The organism is Leuconostoc miyukkimchii (assembly GCF_019656055.1).
In the GTDB taxonomy this organism is placed as follows: domain Bacteria; phylum Bacillota; class Bacilli; order Lactobacillales; family Lactobacillaceae; genus Leuconostoc; species Leuconostoc miyukkimchii.
Map to the genome: position 1 here is coordinate 136,791 of NZ_BPKY01000002.1, position 18,202 is coordinate 154,992.

The 18,202-nt window shown below is 37.8% G+C and carries 15 protein-coding genes; 3 read left to right on the top strand and 12 right to left on the bottom strand.

The features are described from left to right. Positions 1-52: 52 nt before the first annotated feature. From K5Q13_RS03065 to thrC, 3 genes are all read right to left on the bottom strand, one after another. The gene (locus K5Q13_RS03065; RefSeq protein WP_220739792.1) at positions 53-595 is read right to left on the bottom strand and encodes a 5-formyltetrahydrofolate cyclo-ligase; all 543 of its coding nucleotides are present in this window, start codon (positions 593-595) and stop codon (positions 53-55) included. Positions 596-634: 39 nt separating this feature from the next. Then, positions 635-1,867, bottom strand: coding sequence for a serine hydroxymethyltransferase (gene glyA, locus K5Q13_RS03070; RefSeq protein ID WP_220739794.1), 1,233 nt, complete (start codon positions 1,865-1,867; stop codon positions 635-637). Between the two features lie 114 nt (positions 1,868-1,981). After that, positions 1,982-3,442 (bottom strand): threonine synthase, encoded by a 1,461-nt coding sequence (gene thrC / locus K5Q13_RS03075; RefSeq protein ID WP_220739797.1) that lies wholly within the window; start codon positions 3,440-3,442, stop codon positions 1,982-1,984. A gap of 110 nt (positions 3,443-3,552) precedes the next feature. Here thrC and K5Q13_RS03080 point away from each other — a divergent pair, with 110 nt between their 5' ends. The 3 genes from K5Q13_RS03080 to K5Q13_RS03090 are packed head-to-tail and all read left to right on the top strand — an operon-like array spanning position 3,553 to position 7,081. Further along, a complete protein-coding gene (locus K5Q13_RS03080; protein ID WP_220739799.1) occupies positions 3,553-4,839 on the top strand; it encodes a homoserine dehydrogenase in 1,287 nt (428 codons plus the stop codon). Further along, positions 4,836-5,717 carry a homoserine kinase gene (thrB, locus tag K5Q13_RS03085; RefSeq protein ID WP_220739802.1) on the top strand — a complete coding sequence of 294 codons (882 nt, stop codon included), beginning with the start codon at positions 4,836-4,838 and terminating at the stop codon, positions 5,715-5,717. Before K5Q13_RS03080 ends, thrB begins: the two co-directional genes overlap by 4 nt. Positions 5,718-5,719: 2 nt before the next feature. Then, complete coding sequence (locus K5Q13_RS03090) at positions 5,720-7,081, top strand: aspartate kinase (protein ID WP_220739803.1); 1,362 nt, start codon at positions 5,720-5,722, stop codon at positions 7,079-7,081. Between the two features lie 48 nt (positions 7,082-7,129). Here the strand turns inward: K5Q13_RS03090 and K5Q13_RS03095 are convergent, their stop codons facing one another. From K5Q13_RS03095 to K5Q13_RS03135, 9 genes are all read right to left on the bottom strand, one after another. Then, positions 7,130-8,098, bottom strand: a complete 969-nt coding sequence (locus K5Q13_RS03095; protein WP_281420485.1) for an asparaginase — start codon at positions 8,096-8,098, stop codon at positions 7,130-7,132. Positions 8,099-8,111: 13 nt separating this feature from the next. Continuing rightward, complete coding sequence (recO, locus tag K5Q13_RS03100) at positions 8,112-8,885, bottom strand: DNA repair protein RecO (RefSeq protein ID WP_220739805.1); 774 nt, start codon at positions 8,883-8,885, stop codon at positions 8,112-8,114. A gap of 47 nt (positions 8,886-8,932) precedes the next feature. Continuing rightward, the gene (era, locus tag K5Q13_RS03105; protein ID WP_220739807.1) at positions 8,933-9,844 is read right to left on the bottom strand and encodes a GTPase Era; all 912 of its coding nucleotides are present in this window, start codon (positions 9,842-9,844) and stop codon (positions 8,933-8,935) included. A 128-nt stretch (positions 9,845-9,972) separates the two neighbouring features. Next, on the bottom strand, positions 9,973-10,446 hold the full coding sequence (locus K5Q13_RS03110; protein ID WP_220739809.1) for a diacylglycerol kinase family protein: 474 nt from the start codon (positions 10,444-10,446) through the stop codon (positions 9,973-9,975). Beyond that, complete coding sequence (gene ybeY, locus K5Q13_RS03115; RefSeq protein ID WP_220739811.1) at positions 10,430-10,912, bottom strand: rRNA maturation RNase YbeY; 483 nt, start codon at positions 10,910-10,912, stop codon at positions 10,430-10,432. The genes K5Q13_RS03110 and ybeY overlap by 17 nt, the downstream gene beginning before the upstream one ends. After that, a complete protein-coding gene (locus tag K5Q13_RS03120) occupies positions 10,893-11,903 on the bottom strand; it encodes a PhoH family protein (protein WP_220739814.1) in 1,011 nt (336 codons plus the stop codon). The genes ybeY and K5Q13_RS03120 overlap by 20 nt, the downstream gene beginning before the upstream one ends. Before the next feature lie 61 nt (positions 11,904-11,964). Next, positions 11,965-13,161, bottom strand: a complete 1,197-nt coding sequence (locus K5Q13_RS03125; protein ID WP_220739816.1) for an ammonium transporter — start codon at positions 13,159-13,161, stop codon at positions 11,965-11,967. A gap of 176 nt (positions 13,162-13,337) precedes the next feature. Continuing rightward, a complete protein-coding gene (gene pyk, locus K5Q13_RS03130) occupies positions 13,338-14,759 on the bottom strand; it encodes a pyruvate kinase (protein WP_220739818.1) in 1,422 nt (473 codons plus the stop codon). A gap of 94 nt (positions 14,760-14,853) precedes the next feature. After that, positions 14,854-18,195, bottom strand: a complete 3,342-nt coding sequence (locus tag K5Q13_RS03135; protein WP_220739820.1) for a DNA polymerase III subunit alpha — start codon at positions 18,193-18,195, stop codon at positions 14,854-14,856. Positions 18,196-18,202: the final 7 nt, after the last annotated feature.

The following is an 18,202-nucleotide window of genomic DNA, read 5'->3' on the forward strand; positions in this document are numbered from 1 at the left end:
CCAGACATATTGTCTAGGTTATTGGATTTTTATTTGTAGTGCGCGATATACTTTAAGTATTATTTTGATTCAAAATCTTAGCTACCTTTTGGTCATGTGGTTCCATTGGTAATGATTCTAGCAGTTGTATATTTAAAGCTAACGACACAGTCTCACCTTTAAAATTAACAAGGAATCGGTCATAGTAGCCAGCGCCATACCCTAATCGGCTTCCATGCTTAGTAAACGCCAATCCCGGTACAATTGCTAAATCAATGGCATCACTGTCAACAGTCTGATTGCTTACCGGCTCTTTAATATTCAGCTGCCCAGTTCTTAATTCGGAATCTGATTTAAATTCAACAAATATCATTTGCTTATTTATAATTTTAGGAACGACTATCTGCTTATTTTCTGCCCACGCACGTGTAATAATTGGTTGCGTGTTTAATTCCATAGCCGTACTCAGTACAACAGCAATAACTTGAGCATTATGCCACTGTACTGAAGCAAATAATAATTCACGTAATTGTGCCTCTTCTTGTAACCTACTTGAACCACTATATTGATTTAGACGCTTTTTTTGTTCAAGACGCACCACATCCTTATGCAGCATATTTTCCCTTTCAATTATAGAAAAAGTCGGCCTGGGTCATCATTCAAATAAATGTGTCATAGCCAAAGCCTCGGCCTGTTGCTTAACATCTTTTAGTATTTTTGGATCCTCATAATTATGAATGGCAGTGACAATTAATTCAGCAACTTTTCGGGCATCAGCTTCTTTAAATCCACGCGTTGTGATTGCTGGTGTTCCAATACGAATACCAGAAGTGACAAATGGACTCAATGTTTCATTTGGTAATGCCTCTTTGTTGGTTGTAATGGACACAGTATCCAACAACTCTTGTGTTTGCTTACCATTGAGACCAGTCTTTGTTAAATCTAAGTTAAACAAGTGGTTATCTGTGCCACCAGCAACAACACGAATATCTTCAGTACTGTTAAAAACATCTGCCATAGCTTGGGCATTTTTAATAACTTGCGCTGCATATAACTTAAACTCTGGTTGCAAGGCTTCGCCAAACGCAATTGCTTTACCTGCGATAACATGTTCTAATGGTCCACCCTGCGAGCCAGGGAAAATGGCAGAATTCAACTTTTTAGCATACTTTTCCTGAGATAAGATAACACCACCACGTGGTCCGCGTAATGTTTTATGTGTTGTTGATGTCACAACATCAGCAATACCAACAGGATTAGGATGTAACCCAGCTGCGACCAACCCGGCAATATGTGCCATATCAACCATCAAATAAGCACCAACCTCATCGGCAATTTCACGGAATTTAGTAAAATCAATAATACGTGAGTAGGCAGATGCACCAGCTACAATTAATTGTGGCTTAACTTCACGTGCTTGACGAGCAATTTCATCATAATCCAGTTGCTCTGTTTCAGGATTCAGACCATACGTGTAAGAATCATATATCTTACCCGAAAAGGACACTTTGGCCCCATGAGTAAGATGCCCACCGGCATCTAAATTCATACCAAGAATTTTGTCTCCTGGCTTCAAGAAAGCCATATAGGCTGCTGCATTTGCTTGTGAACCAGAATGTGGCTGCACATTAGCATATTCTGCTCCAAAGAGTTCTTTTAAACGATCAATAGCAAGTTGCTCCACGACATCGACATATTCTGTGCCACCATAGTAACGCTTGTATGGATAACCTTCGGCATACTTATTTGTTAAAACAGAGCCTTGTGCGGCGCGAACGCTTTGTGAGGCAAAGTTTTCTGAGGCAATCAATTCAATCGTGCGATTTTGACGAGCACCTTCTTGTTGAATAGCGCTCCAGACTTCGGGGTCGTGTTCTTTAAATGACATGTTCTTCTCCTAATACATTAATAAGTTAAGTATAACGTATTTAACATTGATTTCTAGATAAATTATACGGATTATTACGAATATTTTTTAAAAATAGATGATATAGTTTGTATTTTACAAAATTTCATGACGCAGCGTCGTCAAAATTTGCTTAGCATCTATTAATTGCTTGTGCAAAACAGGTTTATCAAATAACTCACTAATTTGATTTGGAATAGCTGTTGACGTTGCTTCAGCAAGTTGTTCGAGCGCATCATGACCTGATTTAGGTGAAATATTTAACGCCTGTAACACTGTTTGGGAAAATTTGTACGGACTAGCTGTTGCCGCAATAAGTGTCGGACCAGACACAGCTATTTTTTCATATACATAACGTCCTACAGCTGTATGTGGGTCGATTGTATAATCAGTTGTGTCTCGAGAATGTTTAATTGTTTGCAATACCTGTTCTTGTGACGCGAAGCCCGCAGTAAATTTATTTAACTTGTCACGCGTGTCAGTTTTTAAGACATACTCGCCTTTTTCAGCCAAAGAAGTCATATATTCTCGAATTTCAGTACTATTTTGTCCACTAGCAAAGTACAATAATCTTTCTAGGTTACTGGATACTAAAATATCCATAGCTGGCGCATTAGTGACCTTAAAATCACGCTTGCTATTGTACTTACCTGTTGTGAAAAAATCAGTTAATACATTGTTTTCATTTGAAGCAACCACAAACTGCTTAACAGGCAAACCAATCTGACTTGCATAATAAGCTGCCAACACATTACCAAAATTACCAGTTGGTACAACAATGTTAATTTCCTCTCCTGGTTTAATTCTTTCTGATTTAACAAGCTGCGCATATGCATATATATAATACACAATTTGTGGCACTAAGCGCCCAATATTAATTGAATTCGCTGATGAGAAACGCATGTTTTTAGCATCTAAATCATGGGCTAATGCCTTATCAGAAAGCAAAGTTTTAACTGCTTTTTGTGCATCGTCAAAATTGCCAGTAATTGCGATAACATGTGCATTTTCTGCAGCTTCACTCTGCATTTGCTGTTTTTGAATATCACTGACGCCCTCTTCAGGGTAAAAAACAACAATTTCCGTTTGATCCACGTGACCAAACCCACTCATTGCAGCTGTACCTGTATCCCCAGAAGTTGCTGTTAAAATAACAATTTTATCATTAATTGCTTGTTTTTTGGCAGCAGCTGTCATTAAATGTGGTAACGCCTGCAATGCAATGTCTTTAAATGCGAGTGTGGGGCCATGAAATAATTCAATATAAGTCAAATCATCCTCATTGTGAAGCGAAACAATATCTTCTGTTGTCCATTGTTCACCATAAGCCTTGTTGATGATATGATCAATTTCAGACACACTAAAATCATCAAAAAAGGCGTCAAAAATCAATGTCGCCAAATCTGAGTATGTTTGCGTTCGAAGTGTTGACCAGTCAAGGGCTAGGTTTGGCCAGTGCTCTGGTACGTACAGTCCACCATCAGGTGCAATACCATTTAGAATCGCCTGACTTGCTGTTACTGCTGGCGCCTGTCCACGTGTAGAAATATATTTCATGTATGCAACTTCCTTTTATCCATAGCTTTTCATTAAATTATAACAAATAACTACAAAATTATGAATAATAATGATAAAATTATAGGAATAACTGATTGAAGGAATGGATTATGGATATTGGAATTGGACTCTTTGGCTTAGGCACAGTTGGCAGTGGCGTCGTTAAAATCTTACAAGAAAATGCCGATCAAATTACAAAACGAACAGGTTCTCGACTCAGCGTTAAGCACGCCGTTGTTCATAATTTGAATAAAGAACGTACAGGGTTTATTCAAAATTTCCCCATTACAGATAATGCAACAGATATCTTAAATAATCCTGATATTCAAATTGTTGTTGAAGTCATGGGTACATTAGATCAGGCTTACGATATTATAAAACGCGCGCTAAATGCAAAAAAACATGTGGTCACAGCAAATAAAGACCTTATTGCCAGCCGTGGTCAAGAACTCGTAACCATTGCAGAAACTAATGGTGTTGACCTGTTCTTCGAAGCTGCAGTCGCGGGTGGCATTCCAATACTACGTACATTGTCAACGAGTTTCACAGCAGATGAAATTTCTCGCGTTGCCGGTATCATTAACGGTACGAGTAATTTTATTTTGACACAAATGACGACTAACAATTTAGCATACGCCAATGCCTTAAAATTAGCACAAGATATGGGCTTTGCCGAATCAGACCCAACAAATGATGTCGAAGGCTTTGATGCGGCTTACAAATTAATTATCTTATCCAACTTTGCTTTTGGCGTGCAACCTGTTTTAGGTGATTTAGCTATTACTGGTATTGCAAACGTGACAGACGCTGATATTGCTGATGCAAACGCCTTTGGCTATGCTATTAAATTGTTAGGCGTTGCCCAACGCGTGGGTGATACCAAAGAAGCAATTAGTATCGAAGTATCGCCTCAACTTGTACCATTTAGTCACCCGTTAGCGACTGTCCATAACGAAAACAATGCGGTGCTTGTTAATGGTGAGTCAGTTGGCGAAGTCATGTTATATGGTCCAGGTGCAGGTGAAATGCCAACTGCTAACTCAGTTTTAAGTGATTTAACAAATGTTGCCACTGACTTAGCGTTAAATACACCTGGACATCCTTTTAACTCATTCAATCAAGATCTCGACTTGGCAAAGCCCTCACAAAGAATCGCACGCCGATTTATCGTTGTTGAAGTTGATGACACACCTGGTGCGATGTATTCCGTTACTGGGATGTTTGCTGCAGCAAAAATTAGTTTTACAGACTTAAAACAGACACCAGCTGCTAACGGCACGGCACGAATGGTTGCGCTAACACATCCAGCAAGCGATGCACAATTAAACGTCATTAAAACAACCATCCGCAATGCTGATGGTATCAATCTAGCTGCGGAGTATAAATTATTCTCATGATTAAAATTATAGTTCCTGCTACAAGTGCAAACATTGGTCCAGGTTTTGATTCTCTAGGTGTTGCGCTAAACCTCTATTTAACTTTAGAAATTCACGAAGAAACTAACTTTTGGGTTGTAGATCATGATTTTGAAAATGCAATGCCACATGATGCGACACACTTCATCGTTAAAACAGCGCTCTCACTAGCACCCAACATCACACCACACCACATCATTGTTAAATCAGATATTCCACTTGCTCGTGGTTTAGGATCCTCGTCATCTGCTCTCTTGGCTGGATTGGCAATGGCCAATGTTTTAGCTGATTTGAAATTATCTGATGAACTACTATTAGAGCATGCAACAAAACTTGAAGGACATCCTGATAATGTCGCACCTGCTTTATTTGGTGGCGGTATTGCTGCCTACTATGACGGTTTAAGACTCTATCACGCACCGCTCAAATTACCCGATTTTGTTGATTTTATAACATTTATTCCTAATTATAAATTATTAACTTCTGCAGCGCGTGCTGCATTACCACAGAACTTGTCATTTAAAGAAAGTGTTGCTGCCAGTGCGATTAGCAATACTTTGATTGCTGCGCTCTATGCTGATGATTTCGTAACCGCACGGGAATTAATAGAACAAGACCATTTTCATGAAACTGCCCGAGCTGATCTTGTGCCACATTTAGCAGTGATTCGTCGCATAGCACATGATTTAGATATTACTGGCACCTATTTATCGGGAGCAGGTCCAACAATTATCACTATTGTGCCAAAAAATCAGTCAACTGATTTACTATTAGCGTTATCCAAAGCCAATTTGCCCGGTCAAATACATCGTCTCCAACAGGACTTCAATGGTCTAACAATTATGAAAGAAGAAAAATAAGTATGAAAGTTTCAAAGTTTGGCGGTTCATCACTCGCTGATGGACGACAACTACAACGTGTTTTTGATATTATACAATCAGACGAAGATCGTAAAATAGTCGTTGTATCCGCACCAGGAAAACGGTTTAAAGATGACACAAAAGTTACAGACTTACTATTAGCTTACGCAAAAGCAACCGTAGAAGACACCGATGCATCAGAAATTGTTGAAACAATTAAAAATCGTTATCATGCTATCGGTACATATTTCAAATTACCAGCATACGAACTAGCTGACCTTGATGAACAAATTGATCACCTTTCAACAAAACACTACCGCTCATTTGATTATCTTTATGCTGCATTTGCAGCACATGGTGAATATTTAAATGCTCAACTTGTAGCAAAAGTATTTAGTCATCTTGGCGTACCCGCACGATTCGTTGATCCAAAGGAATTGGGCTTATTAGTAGATGAAAATGCACGATCCGCTAATTTTGATGTCAAGTCATATACGACAATTGCTCAACTCGACCTCAGTACGAGTGAACGTCTTATTGTTCCTGGTTTCTTTGGTTATACAAAAAACGGTGACATGGCAACTTTTTCTAGAGGCGGCTCTGACATCACTGGTGCCATTTTGTCTCGTGGTTTAAGTGCTGATTTGTATGAAAACTTCACAGATGTCAGTGCTATTTACGCGGTTAATCCTACAATCATTGATAATCCAGCAGCAATTAAACAAATGACATATGACGAAATGCGGGAGCTTTCATATGCGGGATTTGCTGTTTTCCATGACGAAGCCATTATCCCAGCTATTCAGGGTGGTATTCGAATCAATATTAAAAATACCAATGAACCTGATGCTCCTGGTACATTTATCGTACCACCAACAGAAGTCCAGCAGTCAGCACCCGTGACTGGTATTGCTAGCTCTAACCGTTTTGCAGCTTTATACATACATCGCTATCTTTTAAACAAAGCTGTAGGATTTACATTACGAATTTTAGAAATTTTAAAACGCCACAATATTTCTTATGAGCATATGCCCTCTGGCATTGACGATTTAACAATTATTTTCGACAAAACAAGTCTGTCACAAGAACAAGTTGACGGCATGTTAGCTGATATAGCTGCAGATATTAAACCGGATACCTTAAAATGGATACCAAGTTACGGTATTATCATGGTTGTTGGAGAAGGCATGCGAAATCGTATTGGTGCACTAACAGAAATTGTATCACCATTGAAAGAACATGGTATTAGTTTACAGATGGTCAATCAAGGCTCTAGCGAAATCTCAATTATGCTTGGAATTCAACCTGATTTAGCTGACCAAGCAGTAAAAGCTATTTATAACAACATCTTTAAAAATAAATAAAAAACAATGTTTGAGCCTACTTCTAGGTTCAAACATTGTTTTTTATTTTTACAATTGGTGTAAATAATCATAGAGATCATTATCACTGAGCTGATTATTTAATCCAATTAATAGTTTTAAACGTGCTTTTTGACCATTGATGCTTGTTGCAAAAATGGCTCCATCTCTTTCCAATTGTACACCGCCACCTAAGTAATCATAGACAGGTTCAGCAACACCATTAAAGCTTCTTGAAACAATCACTACAGGTATGTGACGGGACAAGAGATATAAAACACCAGTCGCAGCCTCTCTGGATAAATTACCAGCTCCCAGCGCCTCAATCACTAAACCATCAATATGTGATGCAGCAAGTAGCTCCAATAACTGCCCATCCATCCCAGCATATGCTTTCAGAACAGGTATCGTTTTTTGAACATCAGTTATCGGCAACACATGTCGATGTGGTAAATTGTAAAAGTATATCACTTGACGCTTCGTTAAAAGTCCCATCGTTCCACTAATTGGCGAACCAAATGTTGCGACATTAGTCGTATGAGTTTTTGTTACAAATCGTGCTGCATGAATTTCATCATTCATTACTACTAATACGCCACGGTTACGTGAACCATCGTTTACTGCAACACGTAATGCTGATTGATAATTGTAGATACCATCTGATCCTAATTCATTTGAGGATCGCATAGCGCCTGTCATCACAATCGGGAAGTCCACAGATAATGTACTATCTAGAAAAAATGATGTTTCTTCTAACGTATCCGTACCATGTGTAATCACAACACCATCAAAATTATCCTCTGCATCCAAAATACGGCGTTGCAATTGCAACATATGAACTGGGCCAATATGCTCACTTGGTAAGTTAAAAATACTTTCGACAGTTAAATCAACATTTGGTAACGTTGTTTTAACGCCGGTTAATGGATTTTCTAGTCCCGTTTCGACATCACCATCTTGGTCCTCATGCATTGAAATTGTACCGCCCGTATGCAAAACTAGGATCTTTTTAATTGTCATAATATTCTCTCTTCTATTGCCTGAAATTTTTTAGTGTATTTTGCCATGAATGCATTTGTTCAATGAATTTTTTTGCACGTGGCTTTAAGCCAACTTGGTTTTCATAAATATGATCTATAACACGCTGCAAACCTCTTTTTGTAGTAGATGACATTTTTATCTGATTAACTCTTCTGAGATCTATAACACTAAACTGTCTTAAATAAAAAACTGTTTTTTGATCTAACATTAATCGATGATCATCTAAATCATAATGGTTTTCGGAAATAATACCATTATATTTTTCTGAGTAATCAAATCGTCCATCTGATTGACCACTCAGCGGATCTGCTTGCCAATTTGGTGCTACACCCAAAGGAACCAATAATTGAATTTCAAAAATATTAGCAATAATTTGTGGATCTAGCCCTTCATCAATTTTACGAAATGCTAAAATAATCTGATTATACCAGCGTGTAAGCGGCTCACCTTCGTCAAAAGTTTCATCAATTAAACTGGCGATTAAAGCAGCGTACGCATTTGCTTCAATATCATCAATCAACCTTTGATAAATGGTTAGCTGCTGAACATCATTAACATATCCTAAACCTGTCTCTTTTTTAGGAAATGCACCATCAAATGTCACTACAGCATACGGCTGCATCGCCGCACTTAAATGTGACTTCGGCTTTTTTGCTCCTCTTGCTAAAAAAGTTCGCAGCCCACTTGTTTCTGTGAGAATACGAACTAATAAGTCATTATCTTTATAATTTCTAACGTATAGAACAACACCTTTGATTACTGTCATTATTTACCTTCATCGGTGATTAAAGATGTGAAAATGTTGAACTTTGACTAATAGTCGTCTCCACTATAGCCCAAAGTTTGTAATGCTTGTGGTCGATCACGCCAGCGAGGTTCAACTTTGACCCACGTTTCAAGGAAAACTTTATCTCCCATCAAGCGCTCAATGTCTTTACGCGCGCGTGTCCCGATATCTTTAATCATCGCACCTTGTTTACCAATAATAATATTTTTTTGAGTTGGTCGCTCCACAATAATAGATGCCTGAATATGAATTTTTTCTTCATTTTCACGTGCAATTTTATCGATTACTACAGCAACTGAATGCGGTACTTCTTGACGCGTTAATTGTAATACTTTCTCTCGAATTAACTCGCCAATAACGAAGCGTTCTGGATGATCTGTTAGCTGGTCAGAATCAAAATATTGTGGCCCTTCTTCAAGACCAGCAACAATGTTTTCTAACAACTCCGGTACATTATCACCCTCGCGGGCAGAAATAGGAAAAACTTCAGTCCATTGCGGTGCATCTTCTTGGTAACTGTCAATAACAGTTAATAAATCTTGTGGTGCAATTAGATCAACCTTGTTAATTAATAAATAAATTGGTGTATTTTTAATATCTTTTAAACGATTAATGATATAATCATCACCGCGTCCACGTGGCATAGCAGCATCGACAACAAGCCAGATAGCATCTGCTTCGTGTAGCGCCGAAAAAGCAGACTTAACCATAAAATCACCCAATGAATTCTGTGGTTTATGCACACCAGGTGTATCAATAAATACAACCTGCGCATTGTCTGTCGTATAAATACCTTGAATCTTATTACGTGTTGTCTGTGCTTTATCAGACATAATAGCAATTTTTTCACCAACGATACGGTTAAGTAATGTTGATTTTCCTACATTTGGACGGCCAATAATGGCAACAAATCCTGATTTGAAAGGTGTTTCTGTCATAAATAAATGCGACGCCTAGGTCGACTTTCTCCTGTTTTAAAAAGGGCCAAATATCAACCCCATTTCTTGCAATAATATTTTATAAATCAAAAAATTCACATTACATACATAATAATACAACTAATTTACTATTGGAATTGATGCAGTAAATCTGAAAAGTTCGTTACAATACCAAATTGTCGCCATACATAGGGTTGAAATATGATTAATAAAATGATAATTTCAACACCCACAGCAACTAATACTTCTCCCGCAGCAACGTCCTTGGCAAGTTTTGCTAGCGGATGATACTTTTTCTCAACAACTAAGTCTACCACAGCTTCAATAATTGTGTTTAAAAATTCGCTAAGAATAACAATGAAAATTGCCATTGTTACCCATAACCAGTCGGCACGATAGAGACCATAGTGTAGCCCTGCCACGAGTATCAAAAACGCTAGCACAACATGAATTCTCATGTTGCGTTCACGAACCAAAATCATCCAAATACCATTTAATGAATTACGCAAAGCCTTAAAAAAATTACCGTTACGTGCAGTCTGGGCCTTTTCTTGATCTGGTATTCCTTCTAATTCTGTTTGTTCCCTATCTCTTGAGGCCATAATCATCCAAAATCTTTCGTTGCAAATCAAACATTTCTTTTTCCGCTGCATCATTAATCATGTGGTCATAACCATTCAAATGTAAAAAGCCATGCACAACCAAAAAACCAAGTTCACGTTCATAGCTATGACCTAAATATTCGGCTTGTGATGCAATAATATCGACAGAAACTAAGATGTCACCAATGTTTTTAGCAATATCTACTACCCAATCATCCTCAGATGATACATTGAAGACATCATCGCCTTCCTCTATTGCAAAACTAATGACATCAGTTGGTTTGTCGACACCACGATACTCACGATTATAACGTTGAATTTCATCGTTATTAACAAACGTGACAGACATCTCTGTATTTTCTGGTAATGATAATGTAGTACCCGCAAAATTCAGGATCGCTCTAACTAAATCTTTATGATACGGACTTATACTGTCCTTTGTTTGATCAATTATTGCTAAATCCATTATCACTTTGCTCCTTTTTTAAAGCTGCAATTTTTTTCTCGGCTTCATCATATGCATTGACTATTAACCCAACCACTGGATGACGTACAACATCAGCACTACTGAAATTAACAAATGAAATTCGATTAACAGCTTTTAAAATCCGTTGCGCAGCAATAAGACCTGATTTAGCACCGCGTGGTAAGTCAATTTGAGAAATATCACCATTCACTATCATCTTTGATCCAAATCCAAGACGTGTGAGAAACATTTTCATTTGCTGATTAGTTGTATTTTGTGCTTCATCTAAAATAATAAAGGCATCATCAAGTGTTCGTCCGCGCATATAGGCTAATGGTGCAATCTCGATAACCCCGCGATCCATTAATCGTTGCGTATGTTCTGCACCAATTATTGCATTCATTGCATCATAAATGGGTCGCAAATATGGATCAACCTTTTCCTTCAAATCACCAGGCAAAAATCCAAGGGATTCTCCTGCTTCAACGGCTGGTCGCGTAATAATAATTCGCTCAACTTCACCACGCTTAAGTGATGAAATTGCCATAACAACAGCTAAATATGTTTTTCCTGTTCCAGCAGGACCAATACCAAAAGTGATATCACTTTTTCTAATTGACTGAATATATTGCCGTTGACCAAAATTTTTGACACGAACTGCACGACCCTTATTGTCTCTGATGAGTGTTTCAGAGTACAAATCACCAAAGTATTCCAATGTGCCACGCTGCGCCATCGTTACCGCACTAACAACATCCGTTGCCGAAATGCTAATTTGATGTTTTATTAAATCAGTTAGTTCACTTAATACAGCTTTTGCTAGCTGCACCTTGTCTTCATCCCCAGAAATAGTCATTTGATCGCCACGTGCGTGCAACTGAACTATCAAACCTTCTTCTATCAAACGCAGAAAATTATCATTAACACCAATTAATTTTGTTTGTTGTTCTGCATTTTCAAATTTAAAAATTTGCTGTATTTGTGCTGACAAATCACAGATCCCCTTTATATTGTTTCTTTTAATTTTAACACAAAAAAAGGGCTAATGCCCGTCATTCAACTGTTAAATCATGTAGAATGTCATCATACCCTCTTTCCTCTTCGGCTGGTGTTAAGCGAAGTGGTGCTGCGATTAATTCTGTAATTTTGGCTAAAACAAATGTACCGATTGCAGCAAATGCTACTGTAAATAAAATCGCTACAATCTGTTTCCAAAGCAAAGACAAATCACCATTAATTACACCAGCCACGCCACCAATACTTTTATCTGCGAACACTGCGGTCAAAATGGCACCAACAGCACCACCAATACCGTGAATGCCAAAGGCATCCAATGTATCATCGTATCCAAAACTATTTTTTACAAATGTGATAGCTGAAAATCCAACAAAACCCGCTATTAGACCCATGATGACCGCTGCCCATGGTGCCACAAATCCTGCTGCTGGTGTGATTGCAACTAATCCAGCCACACCACCACTTGTGATCCCAGCTAAGGTAGATCGACCAAGTAACTTATATTCAGCTATGCCCCATGCTAGCACGCTTACGGCTGAAGCTAGCCATGTATTAACGAGTGCTAAAACAGCAGTTCCATTCGCAGCTAATGCTGACCCTGAATTAAATCCAAACCACCCTACCCAAAGCAAGGCACCACCAATTAGGACATATGACGGTCTAACTGGGATATGCTTATCATGGTGACGATGACCTATCATTAGGGCCAAAACTAGTCCTGTTACACCACTAGAAATATGAACAACAGTACCTCCAGCAAAATCAATCGCACCAAGTTTGGCCAGCATACCGCCACCCCAAACCATATGTGCTAATGGAGAGTATATGAAGATCAACCATAACGTTATAAATACAATCATTGCTTTAATACGTACACGACCAATAACTGATCCAGTAATAATAGCTGCCGTTATGATTGGAAACATACCTTGGAACAAAGCAAATGCGCCATCAGGAATCGTTAAATCTTTAGTTGATTGCGTAAAAGATACATTTGTCATGAACATATGATTTAGATTGCCAATTACGTTACCACTGCCACCGAAGGCTAACGAATAACCAACAATAAACCAAACTAACGTGGCAATACCAATAATGAGGATTGGTACAAACATTGTATGCAATAAATTCCGCTTTTCACCTAATCCACCGTAGAAAAGTGCTAATCCAGGCGTCATTAACCACACTAACGCTGAAGATATTAACACCCATGCTAAATCACCTGTGTTCATAAAATCTTACTCCTTCACATTTCAATGTAATAATCATAACAGCTAGACCAATTATAGTGTTTTAATTATGGCAGGTTTTATAACATACGGTGATTTTTGATTTTTAGACATAAAAAAAGTACTCTTGACTATTCAAAAGTACTTTTTGAAAATTCTATTAAATAAAATTATACCATTTATACTGTTTGAACAGTAATCATGTTTGTTGTACCAGATTGTGACATTGGTACACCAGCGGCAATAACAATTGTATCACCTGAGTTAGCCAAACCTTGTTCTTTAACAGCTGTTTTAGCCAAAGCGATCATTTCATCAATTGTTGATGGTGCATCGTAAACAACAGGCACAACCCCATAATTCAAAGTCAAACCACGTTGTACACGTTCTGAGTATGTAACAGCTAATACATTAACATCAGGACGGTGCTTTGAAACCATACGTGCAGTATAGCCTGAATTAGTTGATACAACAACAGCTTTAGCACCAACGCTACGTGAAATACGTGTTACAGCAGATGCAACAGATTCAGTTGCACTTGACTCATCAAATAGAATTTCTTGATGACGGCCATTCTCACGTAATGAAGTTTCAGCTTTTTCGTTGATTGCAGCCATTGTAGCAACAGATTCAACTGGATAATCACCATTAGCTGATTCGCCTGATAACATTGTTGCATCAGTACCGTCAAATACGGCGTTGGCAACATCCGAAGCTTCGGCACGTGTAGGACGTGGGTTTTCTTCCATTGAATCAAGCATTTGTGTTGCTGTAATAACAGGCAATCCAGCTTTGTTCATCTTACGAATCATGTCTTTTTGAACCAAAGGCACATTTTCGGCAGGAATTTCAACACCCATGTCACCACGAGGGACCATCAAGGCATCTGAAACTTTCAAAATCGCGTCAAGATTGTCAATACCTTCTTGTGACTCAATCTTAGGAATAATTTGAACATGTTCCATGTTCTTTTCCTTCAACAATGCACGAATTTCGAGCACGTCTTCAGGCTTACGAACGAATGATGCAGCAATATAGTTGATCTCATGATCCAAACCAAAACGGATGTCATCAGCATCTTTTTCAGTGATACCAGGCAAGTTAATTGAAACACCTGGTGCGTTAACACCCTTACGTGATCCCAAGATACCATCATTATCAATACGAACAACAAGTTCACGATTAGCAACGTCCTTTTCAAGAACAGTTGTACCAAGCAAACCATCATCAAACAAAACTTGTCCACCAACTTGAACATCATCGAACAAACCTGCATATGTTACTGCAATTTTGTCTTTTGTACCTTCAAGGTTTTCGTCCATTGCAATACGCAATGTGTCGCCTGTGTGGAATTCAATCTTGCCATCAGCTTGTTTTGTTGTACGGATTTCTGCACCCTTTGTGTCCAACAAAATACCAACAGTTTTACCAGTAATTTTTTCAGCTTCGTGAACTGCATTAATACGGCCCAAATGTTCTTCATGGTCACCGTGTGAGAAGTTAAAACGGAATACATTAGCACCCGCTTGAATCAACTTTACGATTGTTTCGACATCTGATGATGACGGACCAAGTGTTGAGACGATTTTCGTCTTTTTCATGGTTAAATAGCTCCTTAGTTATCTTGGTTGTTGCTTGTGCAACGTTACCCAAAGTCTATTTTATACATTATTAGCCTTTTATACAAGTGCAATATTATTGAGTTCTACGGAACACAATATTGTCATGACCCAACAATGTTGACAATTCAATGATGATAGCGGTTTCATCATTCATCCAAAAATTTGAATCCAATTGTTGTTTTTTTTCAATACTTTTCCAGTAAATCACCACAGGATTGTTACCAGGATGTTTTTTGAGAATATCAATGACATCACTCCGATTGTCAACAGTATCATGAACATCATCAAATTGTAGAAACCACGTGCCATTTTCTGGTGACTTAATGTCTGCAACGTTTTGAATACGGTTAGCGACAACTGATAATTTACCATTATAGCTATCAACTTTACCGTTAATTTGCACAATTGTCCCTGGTGCTAATAAATCACTTACTTTCTTAAACAGTTGGTTAAATATGGTTATGCCGATTGTCCCTGTAATATCAGAGACATTCAAAAATGCCATTTCATCACCTTTTTTAGTACGTGTTTTACGCATACTATCAACAATAACAACCATTTTGATTATTTGGCTTTTTTCTGTTAAATCGATAATTTGCTGGAAATTTTGATTAGTAATCAATTCAGAATATGCGTCTAGCGGATGTCCAGACAAATTAACCCCAATGACTTCTTTTTCGTGGGCTAATTTTTCAGTTGGTGTCATATCATTAATTTTTTTAATTTTAGTTTCATTTAAAATCAAGTCCCCAAAACCAGCTGCCTCAATTAAATCCGGCAACGCTGTGACTAATTCAACTCTATTGTAACCAAAGGCATCTAGTGCTCCCGCGTATACCAACTGTGCCAAAATATCTTCTTTACGAAATTTATCTGGCAAACGTTGTATAAATGATTGAATAGATTTAAACGAACCATTGGCTTGTCGTTCTTCTAATACAGCGGAAACAAAATCAGTTCGAACACCTCGAATATTATTTAGTCCCATCTGTAGTTGTTGATTTTCAGCTGTCCACAAACGCTGTGATTGATTAATATTTGGTGATTTAATCACAATATGTCGTTTTTTTGCTTCCATGACGTAAGTTCGTATTTTATCCGTTGAACCAAGATTAGCGTTTAAAAGTGCTGTAAAGAATGCGCTTGGATAGTGAGCCTTCATATACGCCAGCTCAAAAGACAATTTGCTGTATGCAACTGCATGTGAGCGGTTAAAACCATAATTTGCAAACTCATCAATGTATTCAAAAATTTGCTCAGCTTGTGTACTATTATGTCCTAAAGCAACTGCACCATTCACAAATTGCTCATGCATTTCTGCCATCTTTTCTAACTTCTTTTTGGACATTGCACTACGCAATAAATCGGCTTCACCCAGTGAAAAACCAGCATATGTTTCTGCCACTAACATGACCTGCTCTTGATAAACAATAATGCCAAATGTTGGTGCTAAAATTGTCTTTAAACTTGCATCTAAAAGCGTGATTTGTTCTTGACCATGTCGTCGCTTAATAAATGATTCAATATTACGGCTAGGTCCTGGACGATAAAGCGCATTGACTGCTACAATGTGCTCGAACGTTCTGGGCTTTAATTGCCGTAAAACATTTTTAATGCCTGCTGATTCAAACTGGAAAATCCCATTTGTATCCCCTTTAGCATACAAAGCTAAAGTCTTAGGATCATCAAGTGGCACTTGATTAATATTAAATTGTTCAGGTAACTGGTTTTTAGCATAATAAAGTGCCTGCGCTAAAATTGTTAAATTCGAGAGACCTAACACATCAATTTTAAGTAAACCCAAATCCTCAACTGAGTTTTTTTCAAACTGGGTCAATAGTCTACCATCGGTTCCAGACTGTACAGGTAAAGTTGTTACTAATGCATCTGAACTCAATACAACACCAGCGGCATGCGTTGAATAATTACGTGGTAGTCCTTCAATTTGTCGTGCTACTTTAAGTAGTAACTCACCATTATCAATCTCAGATAAGGTTGTTTGTAATGCTTTTGATTCCTTCAGTGCATCTTGAATAAATACTTTACGTCCTTGTTTACCCTGTGGTACTGCGTTACTAATACGGCTCATCATTTTCTGAGATACGCCAAACACACGTGCAGTATCACGCAATGCCTGTTTAGCAGCCAAAGTGCCAAATGTTAAAATCTGTGCAAAGTTACGTTGACCGTACTTATCATGGAGATATATTAATATTTCCTCTCGCTTGTTGTCTGGCCAATCAATATCAATATCTGGCATTTGAACTCGTTCAGGATTTAAAAAACGCTCAAACAGTAGCCCAAATTGTAATGGATCAACATCAGTAATCCGCAAAACATATGAAACTAAAGAACCTGCAGCTGACCCACGACCTGCACCCATTTGAATGTTTTGTTTGTGAGCAAAATTAACAATATCCCAAACAATCAAAAAATAATCATTAAATGCTAGATTATCAATAATTTCTAGTTCATATTGTATACGCTTTTTATACTGCTCAACGTTAACTTGGCGACCTCTTAGACGTATCAATAAACCCTTTTCCACAATCTCTTTTAAGTATTGACCTGATGTTTGATCACTATTTGGAATTTGGAAGCTTGGTAAAGTTGCTGTTTGCTTAAATGTCATGTCAACCTGACTATTTGATACCAGTATCTCATTATTTAAATAAGCAGTTTTCAATGCATCATTAGCTAAGTAAGTCTTTTTGACATCATTAAAGTCTTCTAAAATATGTGTCCCTAATTGTTGTGCAAGTAACTTAATGCCATCGAGTTTTATATTGGCATCGATGGCTTTTAACACCTGGGTCGTAAACGCATCCTCAGGATTCAGATAATCCACATCATCTAGAGCAATCAATTTTATATGATTGTTGCGACTAAAGTCAATCAATCGGTCTTGAATTTGTGTGGCCAGTTGTGGGTTAATTCCTAAATATAAATGATTGAGATCAATATGTGTGATTAATTGTTGCAAATAGCTAGTCGACTCATTATATTGGGAAGCGATAAATTGCGATAGCTCACTATCGTTTGGTAGAATGACCGTGATACCATTTAAATGTGGTGCAATCACGTCTAATGTCATGCTATTGGATTTTGTTGTCATTTTTGCCGATGAAATCCACATAAGATTCTGATATCCTGTTTGGTTCTCAGCAATCAGTACTAGAGGAAACGCCGTGGCTGTATTAACCAAGCCGTTAATTTGCAAGGTTATTCCAAAAAGTGGTTTGATATTGTGCTTCTTTGCTTCTCGGTAAAAATTAACAGCACCATACATCACATTAATATCTGTCAATGCAATGGCTTCATAATGACGGGCTTTTGCTGTTTGAATAATTTGTTCAATTGTATTAGGATTTTTTAATAAGCTATAAGCGCTCACAATCTGTAATGGTGCGTACATTAGGCCT